This is a genomic window from Bradyrhizobium sp. HKCCYLS1011, from assembly GCF_051167795.1.
In the GTDB taxonomy this organism is placed as follows: Bacteria; Pseudomonadota; Alphaproteobacteria; order Rhizobiales; family Xanthobacteraceae; genus Bradyrhizobium.
This window is the reverse complement of record NZ_JBNPTT010000004.1, coordinates 777982-794173: the sequence shown is the minus strand read 5'-3', so window position 1 is coordinate 794173 and position 16192 is coordinate 777982. Positions and strand designations below refer to the sequence as shown.

Annotated in this window: 14 protein-coding genes; 4 read left to right on the top strand and 10 right to left on the bottom strand. The window is 65.1% G+C overall.

Going from position 1 to position 16192, the window contains the following annotated elements:
* Positions 1-152: 152 nt before the first annotated feature.
* The 9 genes from ytfQ to ACQR1W_RS16620 all read right to left on the bottom strand — a co-directional run bounded on the left by ytfQ (position 153) and on the right by ACQR1W_RS16620 (position 9848).
* Entirely contained in the window at positions 153-1118 is a 966-nt protein-coding gene (gene ytfQ, locus ACQR1W_RS16660; RefSeq protein ID WP_008972505.1) for a galactofuranose ABC transporter, galactofuranose-binding protein YtfQ, read from the bottom strand.
* A 241-nt stretch (positions 1119-1359) separates the two neighbouring features.
* The gene (eda, locus tag ACQR1W_RS16655) at positions 1360-2004 is read right to left on the bottom strand and encodes a bifunctional 4-hydroxy-2-oxoglutarate aldolase/2-dehydro-3-deoxy-phosphogluconate aldolase (RefSeq protein ID WP_434851771.1); all 645 of its coding nucleotides are present in this window, start codon (positions 2002-2004) and stop codon (positions 1360-1362) included.
* The gene (locus ACQR1W_RS16650) at positions 2001-2924 is read right to left on the bottom strand and encodes a sugar kinase (protein ID WP_434851770.1); all 924 of its coding nucleotides are present in this window, start codon (positions 2922-2924) and stop codon (positions 2001-2003) included. Before ACQR1W_RS16650 ends, eda begins: the two co-directional genes overlap by 4 nt.
* A 14-nt stretch (positions 2925-2938) precedes the next feature.
* Entirely contained in the window at positions 2939-3970 is a 1032-nt protein-coding gene (locus ACQR1W_RS16645) for an L-idonate 5-dehydrogenase (RefSeq protein WP_434851769.1), read from the bottom strand.
* Positions 3971-3995: 25 nt separating this feature from the next.
* Complete coding sequence (locus ACQR1W_RS16640) at positions 3996-4763, bottom strand: glucose 1-dehydrogenase (protein WP_434851768.1); 768 nt, start codon at positions 4761-4763, stop codon at positions 3996-3998.
* A gap of 85 nt (positions 4764-4848) precedes the next feature.
* The gene (uxuA, locus tag ACQR1W_RS16635; protein WP_434851767.1) at positions 4849-6045 is read right to left on the bottom strand and encodes a mannonate dehydratase; all 1197 of its coding nucleotides are present in this window, start codon (positions 6043-6045) and stop codon (positions 4849-4851) included.
* A gap of 110 nt (positions 6046-6155) precedes the next feature.
* Positions 6156-6881 (bottom strand): GntR family transcriptional regulator, encoded by a 726-nt coding sequence (locus tag ACQR1W_RS16630; protein ID WP_434851766.1) that lies wholly within the window; start codon positions 6879-6881, stop codon positions 6156-6158.
* Positions 6882-6899: 18 nt separating this feature from the next.
* Complete coding sequence (locus ACQR1W_RS16625; RefSeq protein ID WP_434851765.1) at positions 6900-8762, bottom strand: TRAP transporter large permease; 1863 nt, start codon at positions 8760-8762, stop codon at positions 6900-6902.
* Positions 8763-8831: 69 nt separating this feature from the next.
* A complete protein-coding gene (locus ACQR1W_RS16620) occupies positions 8832-9848 on the bottom strand; it encodes a TRAP transporter substrate-binding protein (protein ID WP_434851764.1) in 1017 nt (338 codons plus the stop codon).
* Positions 9849-10013: 165 nt separating this feature from the next.
* Between ACQR1W_RS16620 and ACQR1W_RS16615 the strand changes: the two genes are divergently transcribed.
* Positions 10014-11024: a Zn-dependent oxidoreductase gene (locus ACQR1W_RS16615; protein WP_434851763.1), complete on the top strand. Its 1011-nt coding sequence runs from the start codon at positions 10014-10016 to the stop codon at positions 11022-11024.
* Positions 11025-11033: 9 nt separating this feature from the next.
* Positions 11034-12521, top strand: a complete 1488-nt coding sequence (locus tag ACQR1W_RS16610) for a mannitol dehydrogenase family protein (RefSeq protein WP_434851762.1) — start codon at positions 11034-11036, stop codon at positions 12519-12521.
* A gap of 4 nt (positions 12522-12525) precedes the next feature.
* On the opposite strand, the gene ACQR1W_RS16605 is transcribed toward ACQR1W_RS16610, so the two are convergent.
* Positions 12526-13722: a mandelate racemase/muconate lactonizing enzyme family protein gene (locus ACQR1W_RS16605; protein ID WP_434851761.1), complete on the bottom strand. Its 1197-nt coding sequence runs from the start codon at positions 13720-13722 to the stop codon at positions 12526-12528.
* Positions 13723-13873: 151 nt separating this feature from the next.
* Between ACQR1W_RS16605 and ACQR1W_RS16600 the strand changes: the two genes are divergently transcribed.
* Positions 13874-14626, top strand: a complete 753-nt coding sequence (locus ACQR1W_RS16600) for a GntR family transcriptional regulator (protein ID WP_434851760.1) — start codon at positions 13874-13876, stop codon at positions 14624-14626.
* A 34-nt stretch (positions 14627-14660) separates the two neighbouring features.
* Entirely contained in the window at positions 14661-16037 is a 1377-nt protein-coding gene (locus ACQR1W_RS16595) for an MFS transporter (protein WP_434851759.1), read from the top strand.
* The last annotated feature ends 155 nt before the right edge of the window (positions 16038-16192 follow it).

The window sequence follows — 16192 nt, the reverse complement described above, 5'->3', positions numbered from 1 at the left end:
ATCGACGTTGTCCCGGCGAAAGCTGGGACCCATACCACGGATCATCTCAGTCAGGCACATGGCCGATAGTACGCGCCTTACCAACGCCGGTGGTTATGGGATCCTGGCGTGCACCAGGACGATGGGAACACTTCCATCACTGTAGCTGGAGCTCAGTAGCCCAGGCCCTTCTTGCTGTCGTAGACCTTCTGCGGATCGTCAGCTGCGGTGTAGAGCTTCGATTCGGTCTGGATCCACTTCGGCGGCGTCGTGCCCTTCTCCTTGTAAGCGATCACGGCATCGAGCGCCGGACCGGCCATGTTCGGAGTCAGCTCGACGGTGGCATTGGCTTCGCCCGCCGCGATCGCCTTGAAGATATCGGGCACAGCATCGATTGAGACGGTGAGGATATCCTTGCCGGGCTTGAGGCCCGCTTCCTTCATCGCCTGGATCGCGCCGACCATCATGTCGTCATTGTGGGCGTAGACCGCGCAGATCGACTTGCCGCCGTTCTCCGCCTTGATGAAGCTCTCCATCACTTCCTTGCCCTTGGCGCGGGTGAAGTCGCCGGTCTGGCTGCGCACCACCTTCAGGTTCGGATGCTTGGCGACGGCGGTGTCGAACCCCTTCTTGCGGTTGGTGGCAACGCTGGCGCCGACCGTGCCCTGCAGCTCGACGATGTTGCAGGCCTTGTCGCCGACCGTCTTGGCCAGCCAGTCGCCTGCCACTTCGCCCTCATGCACGCTGTCAGAGGTGACGGCGGTCAGATACAGGTCCTTGCCGGAGGGATCGATGTCGCGGTCGAGCAGCACGACCGGAATCTTGGCTTCCTTGGCTTCCTTCAGCACGGCGTCCCAGCCGCTTGCGACCACGGGCGCGAGGAAGATTGCGTCCACGCCCTGCGCAATGAAGGAACGGATCGCCTTGATTTGGTTCTCCTGCTTCTGCTGCGCGTCGGCGATCTTGAAATTGACGCTGCGCTTGGCGGCTTCCTGCTTCGACACCGAGGTCTCAGCCGCGCGCCAGCCGGATTCGGACCCGATCTGGGAAAAGCCGATGGTGAGCTGGGCAGCGCTCGCGGAATGGGCGAGCATCAGAGCCGCGGTCGCAGAGGCCGCGAGAAGAGCTTTAAAAGTCATGTGGCGCGTTCTCCCAAGATTATCTATTCGGGTGCGTACCCCGCGTCGCAGGTGTCTTCGCACCTTCTGGACTGGCTCAATCAGCCAGCGCGCCCTTATTCCACGGAACCCTCTCCGTGACTAGTCATATTATTTGACTATAATACTTTTTGTGGAGACACCTGCGCTGCGTGCCGGCGGGCACGCGGAACGACCACTGAAGGTTGTTAGATCCGCACTATAGCGTTCGAAATTGTGAAAGCTAGCGGAGTGCCGCGGCATCGCGTGCGCGCTGCTCGATCGCGGCCCATGCACCGGCCTTGATGTCGGCTGACGGCGCCACCCAAGAACCGCCGATCGCCACTACCTTCTTATGGGCGAGCCATTGCGCCGCGTTGCCGGCATTGATGCCGCCGGTCGGACAAAAGCGGACGGTCGGGAATGGACCTGTCAGCGCATCGAGCGCAGGCAGGCCGCCGGCCGGCACGGCCGGGAAGAACTTCACCAGCTCATAGCCTCTGACGACGCAGGCGATCAGGTCCGACGGCGTTTGCACGCCGGGCGCAAACGGCAGCTCGCCTGCCTTCGCTGCATCCAACAGCTCGATCGAAAGGCCCGGGCTGATCGCAAAGGCGGCCCCGAGCTTGGCCGCGCGCTCATAATCCTCCGGCGTCAACACCGTGCCGATGCCGACGACAGCGTCGGGCACCTCACCGACAATGGCGCGCGCCGCATCGAGTCCGGCCTGCGTGCGCAAGGTGATCTCGATCACGCGCAGGCCGCCTTTGACCAGCGCGCGCGCCAGCGGCACCGCCTGCGCCGCGTCTTCGATCGTGATGACCGGGATCACGGGCGCCAGCGCAAAGATCGCGTCGAGCCTGGCGCGCCTGTCCTGCATGCTCATCATTGTTCTGTTCCCAAAATTTGCGTCGGCATCGCCGCACGCGGGATCACCGCGCCCGGCGCCATGATCACCGCCGCCGCCAAACGATGGCCCGCGCGCGCCGCCTCGCGTGGCGCAGCGCCCTTGATGCGCGCGGCGATGTAACCTGCATTGAAGGAGTCGCCGGCCGCCGTGGTATCGACCGGCAGCAACACCTCCAGCGGCGCGATGTCGACCAGCACGCCATCGGAATCGACCAGGCAGCCTTGGGCGCCACGCTTGACGACGATCTCCTTGACGCCGGCGTCCTTGAAGCGCCTCAGGCTGACTGAGGCGTCGGCGTCGCCGAACAGCATCTGCTCGTCGTCCCAGGTGGGCAGAGCAAGATCGATCAGCGGCAGCACCGAACGGAAGGCCCGTTGCGCCGTCTCCCGGTTGCTCCAACCACGCGGCCGATAATTGCCGTCAAAGGCAACGCGCCCGCCGCGCCTGCGCATGGCCGTCAGTAACTCCCGCAGCTTTGCCCTCCCGGTCTCGCCATACAGGGACAGGCTGATGCCGGAGAAATAGAGCCAGTCGAACCCGGCGAGCCGATCGAGCATCGCATCGTCGGCACGGTCGAACAGCTCGCGCGCCGGCGCGCGGTCGCGCCAGTAGAGGAAGCTGCGCTCGCCCTTGGCATCGCGCTCGATCATATAGAGGCCGGGAACGCGGCCGGAGATACAAAGCACCTCCGACGTTCCGATGCCCTCGGCCTGCCACGCCGCCAGCATCGCCGCGCTCAAGGGATCGTCGCCGAGCGCGGTGACATAGGAGGTGTCGATCCCGAGCCGCGCCAGATACAGCGCGGTGTTCAAGGTGTCGCCGCCGAAGCCGCGCCGGAACAGGTCGCCGCCCTCCTGCGCGAACTCGACCATGCACTCGCCGACACAGGCAACCTTCATCGTACACCCGTCAATCAAAATGTCAGCTGGACCTTCATCGCCCGGCTCCGGTCGCTGGCGAGCTCGAAAGCTTCGACGGCGCTCTCGAACGGCAGCGAGGCCGAGATCAGCGGCTTGACGTCGATCAGCCCCTCGCCCATCAGCCGCACGGCCAGCTCGAATTCACGATCGAAGCGGAAAGTGCCGCGCAATTGCAGCTCCTTCGTGACCAGCGTGTTGAGCGGCAGCGTCATCTCGCCGCCGAGCCCGAGTTGCACGATCACCCCGCCCGGCCGCATCACCTCCAGCGCACCGCGCAGCGCGGCCTGATTGCCGGAGGCCTCGAACAGGACGTCGAATGTCCCCTTGCCCGCGCGCCAGGGCTCGAGCGCGGCCTGATCGCGCGCGACATTGAGCGCATGGGTTGCGCCAAGGCTCTTGGCGACGGCAAGCGGCGCATCGGCAATATCGGTTGCGACGATCTCCGCCGCGCCACCGTAACGCGCAACCAGGACGGATAGCGCTCCGATCGGGCCGCAGCCGGTCACCAGCACACGCTTGCCGAGCAGCGGCCCGGCCTGATGCGCGGCGTGGAGGCACACCGACAAAGGCTCGGCCATCGCGGCTTCCGCCAGCGACAATGTCGGGGCGATCGGAAACACCTGGGAGGCATCGACCGTGACGAACTCGCGGAAGCCGCCCTGTACGTGGGGATTGCGCATCGCGCTGCCCATGAAGCGCATGTCGAGGCACTGGTTGCGCAGCCCCTCGCGGCAATAGGCGCAGTGACCGCAGGGCAGGCTCGGATTGACGGCGACGCGCGTGCCTTCGGCAAAACCGGTCACGCCGGTGCCGACCGCGGCAACAACGCCGGCGATCTCGTGGCCCAACGCCATCGGCTGCTGGATTCGCACCGTGCCGAAGCCGCCGTGATGATAGTAGTGCAGATCCGAGCCGCAGATGCCGCCATTGGCAATCCTGACGCGCACCTCGCCCGGACCGGGCACAGCGTCTGGAAAGCTGTCGATCCGCAGATCCTTGGGCGCATGGATGACGACGGCGCGCATGGCTTATTCCTTCTGCTCAGTCGTCTCACATCGCGGCGAGCATGCCGCCATCGACATAGACGGTCTGGCCGTTGACGTAAGTCGACGCATCGGACGCCAGGAAAATCGCGGCGCCGACCAGCTCGTCAGGCTTACCCCAGCGCTTGGAGGGAATGCGCGACATCAGCCAGTTGTTGAAATCGGGATTCTGCACCAAGGCCTGGTTCATGTCGGTCAGCATGTAGCCGGGACCGATCGCATTGGCCTGGATCCCGTGCTGCGCCCACTCCACCGCCATGGCGCGGGTGAGATTGCGGATGCCGCCCTTGGCCGCGGTATAGGGCCCGACGGTCGGCCGCGCCAGCTCGCTGGCGAGCGAACCGATGTTGATGATCTTGCCGCGGCCGCGCGGGATCATGCGCTTCGCCGCTTCGCGGCCGATGATGAAGGCGCTGGTCAAATTGGTCGCGATCACCTTGCCCCATTCGGCCGAGGTGAACTCCACCAGCGGCTTGCGATGCTGGATGCCGGCATTGTTGACGAGAATGTCGATGGCGATCCCGGCGGCGTCGAGCCTTTCGAACGCCACCATCACGGCGGCTTCATCGGTGACATCGAAGGCGGATGCCTCCGCCTGATGGCCGGCGGTGCGAAACTCGGCAGCCGCGGCTTGCGTACGCTCCTGATCGGTGCCGTTGATGACAAGCCGCGCGCCAGCCTTGGCGAACCCGTCCGCGATGGCGCGTCCGAGACCGCGAGACGAGCCGGTCACCAGCGCCGTCTTGCCGGAGAGATCGAAAAGCGAGGTCGACATCGGTTCAACTCACGTCAAAGGAATCCGCAACAAGCGCCACCGGTCGCACACTGACACCCGCGTTGTCCAGGGGACCCAGGTCCGGTCAGACCGGCAGGTGGTTAATGGCGGCCACCGCGGTCATGACGCCGCGGATCTCAGCCAGCCCCTTCAGCCGGCCGACCAGCGGATAGCCCGGATGCGTGCCGCGGCCGATATCGTCGGCAAGCTCATGGCCGTGGTCGGGACGGAACGGAATTCGCCAATCCGGATCGCCTGCCGCTTTGCGACGGGCCTGCTCCTGCAACAGCGTCGTCACGACAGAGACCATGTCGACGTCGCCGCGCAGATGTTCCGCCTCCATGAACGAGCCGTCCAGCATCTTGGTGACGTTGCGCAGATGCACGAAGCGGATATGTGGAGCGAAGCGCTCCGCCATTGCCGGCACGTTATTGTGGCCGCCGGCGCCGAGCGCGCCGGTGCAGAACGTGATGCCATTGGCCTTTGACGGACAAGCGTCCACGATGAATTGCAGATCGTCGGCACTCGATACGACGCGCGGCAGGCCGAACAGATCGCGCGGCGGATCGTCGGGATGGACGCACAGGCTGACGCCGCACTCCTCCGCCGCCGGCACCACCTCGCGCAGGAAGCGCGCGTAGTTGGCGCGCAGCTCGGCATGGCCGATGCCTTGATATTTCTCCAGCATGCCGCGCAGCCCCGGCACATCGTAGCGATCATATGCCCCGGGCAACCCGGCCATGATGGTCGCGAGCAGCCGGTCCTCGTCGGATTCGGAGGCCTGCGCCACCCAGGCCTTGGCGCGGTCGAGCACGTCGGAGGAGAACTCCGCCTCGGCGCCCGGCCGCTCCAGGATGTAGCAGTCGAACGCAGCGAGCCGGTCGACATCGAAACGCAACGCGGTCGCGCCGCCCGGGAGGCGGAAGGCAAGCTCGGTGCGGGTCCAGTCCAGCACCGGCATGAAATTGTAGCAGACCGTTGTGACGCCGCAGGCAGCGAGATTGCGCAGCGACTGCCGGTAAGTGTCGAACAGCGGCGCGAGGTCGCCTTCACCGAGCTTGATCGCTTCCGCGACCGGCAGACTTTCGACGACGCTCCAGCGCAGCCGCAGCGATGAATCCCCCTCGATCATCCCGATGCGCTTGACGATTTCGTCCGTGCTCCACACCACGCCATAGGGAATATGATGCAGCGCCGTCACGATGCCGGTCGCGCCGGTCTGACGGACCTGCGGCAGGCTGATGGGATCCTCGGGTCCGAACCATCGCCACGTCTGTTCCATGTCGTCCACCTTCCTGAAAACGGTCCCGCCCCACAAGTCCCTCGGGGGTCGCGGACACCAATCTCATGCCTGAGCATCATCGCCTGGCGGCGACCACACGCTTCGCGTGGTCAACGTCGTCGTCGCACGCGCGTTCTGGTCTCGGCCTGGGCGATCTCCTCCTGGCGCGCAAAGATCCCGTCGGCACGGCGGAACACCTCGCGCAGATGGCGGCGCATCGCTGCCACCGCCTGCGCCTCGTTGCAGGCGGCGAGCCCATCCAGGATCTCCTGATGCTGCGCAATCAGGAGCGGAATGTGGCCGGCGTCCTCCTGCAAGGTGAGATGGCGGACGCGATCGAAATGGATCTTGGTCTGGCGGATCACCTGCCAGACATGCGGGTGGCGGCTGGTGCGCGCGATGGTCTGGTGAAACGCCTCGTCATGGGCGTAGAACTCCGCCGGCGTCGCAGCGCCCTGCTGGCGCTCGATCAGCTCGTTCAGCTCGCGCAGCGAGGTTGCATCGATGTAGCGCACCGCCTCAGCGACGAGCGCACATTCCAGGTGTTCGCGGATGAACTGGGCCTCGGCGAAAGCTTCGCGCGAGATCAGCGCGACGACGCTGCCGCTCTGCGGATAGATCCGCACGAGATCAACATCGGCTAGCTTGATCAACGCCTCCCGCACCGGCGTACGACTGACGCCGAGCCGCTCGCACAGATCGAGCTCGGCCATTGGCGTTCCCGGCGGCAGCGCGCCAGAGACGATGTCCTCAAGCAGCCGCTCATAGACCTGGTCGGCCAGCCGTCCTCCGGGCTTGCCCTCCATCTTCGTCAGCCGTGGCAGATCGCTATCCATCGCACCAGTCTATCCGATTCACAGGAAGCCGATCGAGATCCAGGGCAGAAACACGATCAGGAGCAGCGCGATCGCGAGCGCCGCAAGATGCGGCCAGACATGACGAATGACGTCGTCCGGCGAGGCGCGGCCGATCGCGCAGGCGAGATAGAAGCCGACGCCGAATGGCGGCGTGAACAGGCCGAGCCCCATCGCGAACACCGCGATAATGGCATAGTGCACCTCGTGCACGCCCATCATGCGCGCGATCGGAAACAACAGCGGCCCGAACAGCACCACGGCCGGCACGCCCTCGAGCACGCTGCCTAGCACGACGAATGCAAGCGCCGAGATCAGCAGGAAGCCCCAACGGCCGCCCGGCACCGCGACCATCATGTCCACGAGCTGCTGGGAGAAGCCCGACTGGGTCAGCGCCCAGGCCATGCCTGTCGCGGCTCCCACGACGAGCAGGATCGCGCCCGAGAGCGATGCGGTCTCGACAAGGATGGGATAGACGCGCCGCCAATCGAACTGGCGATAGAAGAAGATACCGACCAGCACCGTGTAGATGACGCCGATGGCGGCGACCTCGGTCGCAGTGGCAACGCCCTCAACGACCGCTGAACGGATGACGATCGGCAACCCCAGGCCAGGCACGGCAACGGCGAACAAGCGCAGCCGTGTCCGGCCGTCGAAGCGCTGCGCGCCGGTCTTGTCTTCCTTGCGCGTCTGCATGAAGACGACCGCCGCAAGCGCGGCCAGGCCCACCACCGCCGGCAGCAGGCCACCGGTGAACAGCGCTGCGATCGAGACGCCCGTGACCGATCCGACCGTGATCAGCACGATCGACGGCGGGATGGTCTCTGACATCACGGCGGAAGCCGAGAGCAGCGATACCAGGTCGCCCTCCGAGCTGCCGCGCTGCTTCATCTCCGGAAACAGCGCCGGCGCGACCGCCGCCATGTCAGCGGCCTTGGCGCCGGAGATGCCCGACACCAGGTACATCGCGCCGAGCAGGACATATTGGAGCCCGCCACGCAGATGCCCGATCAGGGAGACAAGAAAGGCGATCATCGCCCGCGCCAGGCCCGCGAGTTCGATGAGCGCGCCGAGCAGCACAAACATCGGCACGGCAAGAAGCACCATGTGCGACATGCCCTCGCTGACCCGGCCCGGCACGATCAGCACCGGCACCGTCGTACTGAAATGCAGATAAGCGACGGTCGCGAGCAGAAAGGTGAAGGCGATCGGCGTACCGATCACCATCGCGGCCGCGACCAGGCCGAAGAAAAAGATCAGGAGATTGGTGTTGCCGAGATCCTCGAGCACGGGGGCCGCGGCATAGAGAGCGCCAGCACCTGCCAGCACGATCGCCAGCGCGCCGATGATCTGCAGCAGGCTCGCCTGCTGCACCAGCCGGTCGACCGCGGTCAACAGCATCAGCAGCACCCCTACCAGCATCGCGGCTTCGCGACAGCCCTCGCTGATTTCGAGAACCGGCATCATGCTGATCAGATGGCTTTCGAGGTGCTGCCAGGACGGCATCACCAGCGCGACCAGGACCGTGCAGACGAGCATCAACCCAAGTGCATCCGTGCGCGCCCGCCAGGCCGGCGAGAGCCTGCGCACGAAGGCGGTCAATCGCATGTGCTCCGAGCGGCGCAGCGCCACCACCGCCCCGAGCATCGCAAGCCAGACGAACAGAACGGTGGCCAGTTCGTCGGACCAGATCAGCGGAGCGTTGAAGACGTAGCGCGCCATCGTCGCGGCGCCGAGCAGAACCAGTTCGGCCACGACGAGCGCAGCGGCGAGCGCTTCGACCGTGCGCCCGAGCAGATGGTCGAAACGGGCGAATGCACCATGCGACGGCACCGAGGTCGTCGCCGTGATCTCAGCGGCCATTCGATCCTCCCCGTAAGATCCCTTGCGACCCGGCTGGCAACGCCCCCCAGCAAATGGCGCCCACACGTCTCAGAGCTGGCCGACCGATTTCTCCAGCAGGCTCCAGGCGTCTGCGCCGAACTTGGTTTTCCATTCCGCATAGAAGCCGGCCGTGCGTAGCGCATCACGGAAGGGCTTGGTGTCGACCTTGTTGAAGACCACGCCGGTGCCCTGCATCTCTGCCATGGCCTTCTCGTTGAAGTTCTGGACGTCCTGCCGTTCCCTGACCGCCGCCTCGGACAGCGCCACGGTGATTGCATCCCTGACATCGGCCGGCAGGGCATTCCACCGCGTGGCGTTGGCGAAAATGTAGTGGCCGTCCCAGATATGACCGGTCAGCGAGATGTATTTCTGCACCTCGTAGAGCTTCGCGCTCTGGATCAGCGCCAGCGGATTTTCCTGGCCGTCCACGATATGGGTCTGCAGGGCCGCATAAAGTTCGCCGAAATTGATCGGCGTAGGTGCCGCGCCAAGCGTCTTGAACAGGGTCACCCATAGCGGGTTGCCAGGGACGCGGATCTTGAATCCCTTGAGATCACCGGGCGAGGTGACCGGCTTAGTGCTGGCGGTGATATTACGATAGCCGTTGTCGAGGCACTTCGGCAGCACGTGCAGGCCGACCTTGGCGAATTCGCCGCGCACATGGTTGCCGAGATCGCCATCCATTGCCGACCAGATCTGGTCGTAGCTCTCGAAGGCGAAGGCCACGGCATTGATGCCGCCGATCGGAATCACGGTCTGGTTCACGCCCGAGGTCGACATGAAGTCGAGCGCGCCAGTGCGCGTCTGCGAAAACATGTCAGGCTCGCTGCCAAGCTGGCTGTTCGGATAGACCTGCAAGTCGACCAGACCATTGGTCTGCTTCTTGATGGCATCGGCGGCTTCGACGATGCGGACGACCCCGGGATGGGAGGCCGGAAAAGCCGTGCCGTAACGCAGGCGGTATTTCGCGGACTGGGCCTGCGCGCGCCCGAACGCGACAGCCGACGCGCCGACGAGCGCGGAGCCGATGAAGCTGCGGCGAGAGATGGAAATGGGCAAAGACACTGGCAACCTCCCTGCCGGCCCACTGCGGGGCCTGTATGTCATTTTGTCTTTCGACAAATTTAATGGATATCAAATCTTGCTGCAAGCATAAACTTGTATCCAAGTTTTCGCCTTGCTATACGAGCTGGGCTCGCCGCGAGACGAGCTTCAGGGACGGAGGAACGGGTGAAGAGCCTGGTGGTGGAGCGGCCTGGCCGCCTCTCGATCGAAACGCGCCCGGTTCCGGAGCCCGCAGCGGGAGAGGTGCGCATCCGCGTCGAGCGGGCCGGCATCTGCGGCTCCGACATTCACATCCTGCACGGCAGCAACCCGTTCGCGCGCTATCCGCGCGTGATCGGCCATGAATTCTGCGGCCGCATCGAGAAGCTTGGGGACGGCGTCGCGGCCCGGCTCGGCGCCCGCGTCGTGATCGATCCCGTGGTCGCCTGCGGCGCCTGCTATCCGTGCTCGGTCGGCCGTCCGAATGTCTGCGCGCACCTGCAGGTGCTCGGCGTTCACCGCGACGGCGGCTTCTCCGAATACGCCTGCGTGCCATCAGCCAATGCGCATCTGCTGCCCGACAGCGTCGACGACGACAAGGCGCCGCTGGTCGAGCCGTTCTCAATCGCCGCCAACATCACCGACCACACGCGCGTCTTCGCATCCGATGTCGCGCTGGTCTATGGCGCGGGCCCAATCGGGCTGACCGTGATCCAGACGCTCAAGCGGGTCTACGGCGTGAGGGAGCTGATCGTCACCGATCGCATCGACGCCCGGCTCGAAGCGGCGCGGCACAACGGCGCCGACCGCATCATCAATACTGCGCAGACCGCACTGCCCGCAGCGCTGGCCGCCGCATCATTGCAGCCGACGCTGATCATCGACGCCGCCTGCCACCCGGCGATCCTCGGCGAGGCGATCGAGATCGCCTCGCCGGCGGCGCGCATTGGGCTGCTGGGCTTCTCGGCCGAGCCGTCGACGATCGTGCAGCAGACGGTCACGGCCAAGGAGCTCGCCATCCACGCCTCCCGGCTCAACAGCGGCAAGTTCGCCAAGGTGATCGACTGGTTCGCGAGCGGCACGCTGCAGCCCGAGCGGCTGATCACCCATCGCTATCAGCTCGACAGCTACGCCACCGCCTTCGACACCTTCGAGAACAACCAGACCGAATGCTGCAAAGTGCAGCTCATCTTCTGACCAACGGCCATGGACCGCTTCAGCCCCGCCACGCTCCACCGCGTGCCCGCCGCAATCCGGCGGCCGGACTACGATCGCACGATGGTCGCGACCGGCATCGTCCACCTCGGACTCGGCGCGTTCCATCGCGGGCACCAGGCCGTCTACACCGACGCGCTGCTCAAGGACGATCCTCGCTGGGGCATCCTCGGTGTCTCGCTGCGCTCGCCGGACACCCGCGATGCACTGCAGCCACAGGGCGGGCTCTACAGCGTTTCCGCGAGCGACGGTGCAACCCTGCAGCGGCGCGTCATCGGCGCACTGACCGGTTTGGTCGTCGCTCCCGAGGATCCGGCCGGATTGCTGAGGCGCCTCGCCGAGCCCTCGGTACGCGTTGTATCCACGACCGTCACCGAAAAGGGGTACAGCCACGATCCGGCAACCGGCGTGCTGCGCACCGATGATCCCGATATCCGTCACGATAGCCTCGACCTCACGCATCCGTGCAGCACGCTCGGCGTCATCGTCGGCGGATTGCGCCTGCGGCGACAGCAGGGACTGCCGCCCTTCGCGGTGCTCGCCTGCGACAATCTCCCTGCAAATGGCCACACGCTGCGCGGCCTCGTTGTCGCCTTTGCAGAGTTGCTCGACCGCGACCTCGCCAAGTGGATTGCGGACGAGGTCCGTTTTCCTTCGACGATGGTCGACCGCATCGTGCCGGCCACGACCGATGCCGATCGCGACGAGGTCCGCGCCGCCTTCGGCCTGGAGGACGCCTGGCCGATCGTCACGGAGCCCTTCAGCCAATGGGTCATCGAGGACAATTTCGGCGGCGACCGGCCCGACTGGGACGGCAGCGGCGCCCAGTTCGTACGTGACGTTGCGCCGTTCGAGCTGATGAAGCTCAGGCTTCTGAACGGCGCGCATTCGACGCTCGCCTATCTCGGCTACCTGATGGGCTGCCAGACTGTCGCCGAAGCGATGGCCGAGCCTGCCCTCGCCCAGTTCGTGGCGGACATGATGCGCGAGGACGTGACGCCGACATTGCCCGCGCTCGGCGGCTTCGATGTCGCCGCCTACCGCGCCGCGCTCATGGCACGGTTCCGCAATCCGGCGCTGAAGCACCGCACCTCGCAAATCGCGATGGACGGATCCCAGAAGCTGCCGCAGCGCGTGCTCGGCACGATCCGCGACCGGCTGGCGCTCGGGCTGCCGATCGCACGCCTGGCACTCGCGGTGGCCGGCTGGATGCGCTACGTCAGCGGCACCGACGAGCAGGGACAGCCGATCGAACTGCACGACCCCCTCGCCGCTCGGCTGCGCGCGCTCGCCAATGATGTCGGCCCGGTCGCGGGCCGTCTTGCGCCCGCGCTGTTATCCGTGACATCGATCTTCGGCAGCGACCTGCCCGCCGATCGGCGCTTTACGATCCCAGTGGAGACAGCACTCGATCGTCTCTTGCGACATGGTGCCCGCACGACGATCGAGCAGATCGTGCGGGACGGCGCGCTGATTTGACGCCTCATACCTCGCTGCGGCGGACGGTCAGGTCGGAGCGGTCGAACACGGCCGGTAGCAGGTCGACGCCGAGGCCCGGTCCTTCCATCGGGAAAACATAGCCGTCCTTGATCACGGGCATGGTCGTGACAAGCTCGTTGTACCAGCCCTTGTAGAAGGCGCGCACCGATTCCTGGATCAATGTATTGGGCTGGCTGAACGACATGTGCACCGCGGCAATGAAGCCGACCGGACCGATGCAGTCATGGGGCGCAAAGGGGCGGTGATAGGTCTCGGCCATCGCCGCGATCTTGCGCCCTTCGGTGAGACCACCGGTCCAGCACAGATCGGCCATCACCACATGGGCGGCATCGCGATCGAGCATGTCCTTGTAAGGATAACGGGAGCCAAGCGTCTCGCTCGCGGTGACCCAGACGTCCGTTGAGCGGGCGTATTCGGCGAGCGCCTGCGGCGAGTTCATCCGGATCGGGTCCTCGTACCAGGTCGGCTGATAGTCCTCCAGCACGCGGGCGATCTGCTTGGCGGTCGGTAGATTCCATAACGAATGGAATTCGACCATGATCTCCATGCGGTCGCCGACGGCCTTCCTGATCTTCTCGAACGGCTCGACCGCCTTCTTCATCTGTGCCGCCGTGATGTAAAGACCCTGGTTCTCCTGCGCCGGCGGATCGAACGGCCAGATCTTCATCGCGGAGATGCCGCTCTCGAGCAGGCTCTCGGCGAGCGCGTCGGCGCGGTTCATGAAGGCGTCGAGATCTTCGTAAGAGCTTTGCGTCTCCAGGCTCCAATTCGAAACCGGGCTGATATTGGTCGAGCGGACATAACGGGTGCCCGCGCAGGTGTTGTAGATGCGCTGTTTGTCGCGGCAGAGTCCGCCGAGCATCTGGTGCACCGGCTGGCCGCAGACCTTGCCGAACAGGTCCCACAGCGCGATGTCGATCGCGGATGCGGCGCGATATTCGACGCCGGTCGAGGACTGCGCCATCGGCAAATTGAGCATGTCGCGGTGGATGGCCTCGATCCTCAGGGGATCGCGCCCGAGCAGTCGGCCGGCGAAGGTGTCGTGGATCTGCGCCTCGACCGCGCCGGCACCATAGAAGGTCTCGCCCAGCCCGATCACGCTGGCGTCGGTGTGGAGGCGGACCCAGATGACGTTGGCGAACTCCTCGGTCCGCAAGGTCTCGATCGCGGTGATCTTCACGTCTGCCGTCCTCCCACTGACCGCTCTGTCTTGTATCTGTTACGCGCGCCGTCCAGCCATACGCCCCCTTGTAATATATCACAATATGTTTAATGCTGATCACGAAGGCCCGGTGTCGAAACGCCGGCCGGAGGAAGCTCGAGGACACCAGATGGCGCGCCGCAAAAGCGCTCTTGCAAAGTCGGATGCCGACGACGCCCCACCGTCGCGTGGCGCGGGCAATTTGTTCGAGGCGGCCTATCTCAAGATCGAAGAGCTACTGGTCAATTGCGCGCTCAAGCCCGGCCGGTTTCTGACCGTGCAGGAGCTGCAGTCGCTGACCGGCTTCGGGCGGACGCCGGTGCATGCTGCCGTGAACAGCCTCGCCGCCGATACGCTGATCATCATCCGGCCGCGCCATGGCTTGCAGGTCGCCCCGATCGATCTCGCCCGCGAGCGCCTGCTGCTGGCCTTGCGCCGCGACATGGAGCGCTTCGTCGTCCGGCTGGCGGCCGAGCGGGCCAGCCTTTCGCACCGCAACCAGATGCAGCACATCGAGCGCGTGCTGAGCGAGCGCCGGAACACGGTGTCGATCGACGAGTTCAATCAGCTCGACCGCCGTATCGATGCGCTGATCCTTGCCGCCAGCGGCGAGCCGTTCCTGGTGCACACTATGCGCCCGCTGCACACGATCTATCGCCGCATCGGCTACATCTATCATCGCCTGCTGCCGGAGCACGACCTGACCGGGACGGTCGATCGCCACCTGGCGATCCTCAGCGCCGTGGCAAACCAGCGCGCCACGAGCGCGGTGAAGGCCAGCGATACGCTGATCGATTTCATGGATCAGATGTTCGAGGAGATGGAGGCCGGGATCGATCCCGGCCTGCTCGATTGCAGCATCGAGCCGTTGCCGGTCGCGTAGGATCAATGCCAATAACAACAAGGAAGGACCAATTATGAGTGTCGCAGCCGCAACGGAAGCCGCCCCGGAGAGGGCGGCGATCGATAGCGCCGTCCGCTATCTCATTCAGAACTACAGCCCCAAGGGCAACCGGGTCGGCTGGCTGATGATGGCATCGATCCTGGTCGAGGCCTGGGATCTCTATTCGATCGCCTTCGTGCTGATCTTCATCAAGGAACAATACAACCCCGGCCCGCTGGAACTGGGCCTCGCCGCCGCTGGCACGCAAGGAGGCGCGCTGATCGGCGCCCTGCTCGGCGGCTGGCTCTCCGACAAGATTGGCCGCCGCTGGATGTTCTTAGGCACCATGACCATGTTCGTGGTGCTGGCGCTGGCGCAGGCCTTCGTGCCCAACATGACCTGGCTGATCATCATCCGCTTCCTGCTCGGCGTTCCGCTCGGCAGCGACATCTCCACCGGTTACACCTACATCATGGAGTCGATGGCCAAGGGCCAGCGCGAGGTGATGGGCAATCGCTGGCAGTTCATGTTCGCGGTCGGTGAGGTCATCACCCTCGGCGTGATCGCAGTCTTCCTGGTGATGGAGCTCAACCACGAGATGCTGTGGCGCGTCACGCTCGGGCTCGGCGCCGTGCCGGCGCTGATCATCCTGTTCCTGCGCCATGACGTGCCGGAGACCGCGGTGTGGCTGGTGCAGCATGGCCGCTTCAAGGAGGCCAAGGTGGTCGCGCAGCAGATGTACAACGACAATCTTGCGATGCTGCCGAACCACGACGTAGTCGTCGAAAAGCCGAGCCCCTGGGACTTCCTCGCCGATTTGCGCAAGGACCCGATCCGCTGGCGCGCGACCATCTATGGTTGGATCGCCTGCTTCGCACAGGGCAGCGAGTTCTCCACCTTCGCCTTCTATCTGCCGGTGCTGTTCGCGATGGTCGGCGTGTCCAGCGTGCTCGGCAACAATCTCGTCACCATGGCCCTGTTCAGCTTTGCCGCGATCTCCGGCTGGATCGGACCGCTGCTGACGCCGCGGATCGGCCATCGCGGCATCGGCATCGCCGGCTTCGGCATCGTGCTGGTCTCGCTCTTGATCGCGGCCGCCGCGCTCTACACCGACCACAAATACATCCTGCCGTTCGCGGCCGCCGGCATGCTGTGGGGCCATTATTGGGATGCCTCGAACTGCATGACGATCCCGACCATGGTGGCGCGCCCGCGCTATCGCGGCACCGCCAGCGGCTTCGCCTACATGTTCGTGAAGCTGCCGTCCTTCCTGGCGATCTTCCTGTTCCCGGTGCTGTTCACCGCGATCGGCCAGGCCAACGCGACGCTGTTCGTGGCGATCTTCCCGCTGATCGGGCTGCTGGCCGCGATCTTCATCCTGCCCGAGGTCTACGGCTACGAGGCGGATTAGGGTGAACCTATGCACAACTGTCATCGTCCGCGAAGGCGGGGATCCAGTACGCCGCGGCCCCTCGGCTGATCACCGCTGTCTCTGGAATACTGGATCGCCCGGTCAAGCCGGGCGATAACAGTGAAAGCAAGCCCACAGCGTCACCGCGAGTGAAC

What these genes read in the sequence shown, in the direction of transcription:
- ACQR1W_RS16640 (WP_434851768.1), bottom strand. Translation starts at nt 4,763, where the DNA reads ATGTCGACCTCGCTTTTCGATCTCTCCGGCAAGACGGCGCTGGTGACC.
- ytfQ (WP_008972505.1), bottom strand. Translation starts at nt 1,118, where the DNA reads ATGACTTTTAAAGCTCTTCTCGCGGCCTCTGCGACCGCGGCTCTGATG.
- ACQR1W_RS16600 (WP_434851760.1), top strand. Translation starts at nt 13,874, where the DNA reads ATGGCGCGCCGCAAAAGCGCTCTTGCAAAGTCGGATGCCGACGACGCC.
- ACQR1W_RS16625 (WP_434851765.1), bottom strand. Translation starts at nt 8,762, where the DNA reads ATGGCCGCTGAGATCACGGCGACGACCTCGGTGCCGTCGCATGGTGCA.
- ACQR1W_RS16595 (WP_434851759.1), top strand. Translation starts at nt 14,661, where the DNA reads ATGAGTGTCGCAGCCGCAACGGAAGCCGCCCCGGAGAGGGCGGCGATC.
- eda (WP_434851771.1), bottom strand. Translation starts at nt 2,004, where the DNA reads ATGATGAGCATGCAGGACAGGCGCGCCAGGCTCGACGCGATCTTTGCG.
- ACQR1W_RS16645 (WP_434851769.1), bottom strand. Translation starts at nt 3,970, where the DNA reads ATGCGCGCCGTCGTCATCCATGCGCCCAAGGATCTGCGGATCGACAGC.
- ACQR1W_RS16650 (WP_434851770.1), bottom strand. Translation starts at nt 2,924, where the DNA reads ATGAAGGTTGCCTGTGTCGGCGAGTGCATGGTCGAGTTCGCGCAGGAG.
- ACQR1W_RS16630 (WP_434851766.1), bottom strand. Translation starts at nt 6,881, where the DNA reads ATGGATAGCGATCTGCCACGGCTGACGAAGATGGAGGGCAAGCCCGGA.
- ACQR1W_RS16610 (WP_434851762.1), top strand. Translation starts at nt 11,034, where the DNA reads ATGGACCGCTTCAGCCCCGCCACGCTCCACCGCGTGCCCGCCGCAATC.
- uxuA (WP_434851767.1), bottom strand. Translation starts at nt 6,045, where the DNA reads ATGGAACAGACGTGGCGATGGTTCGGACCCGAGGATCCCATCAGCCTG.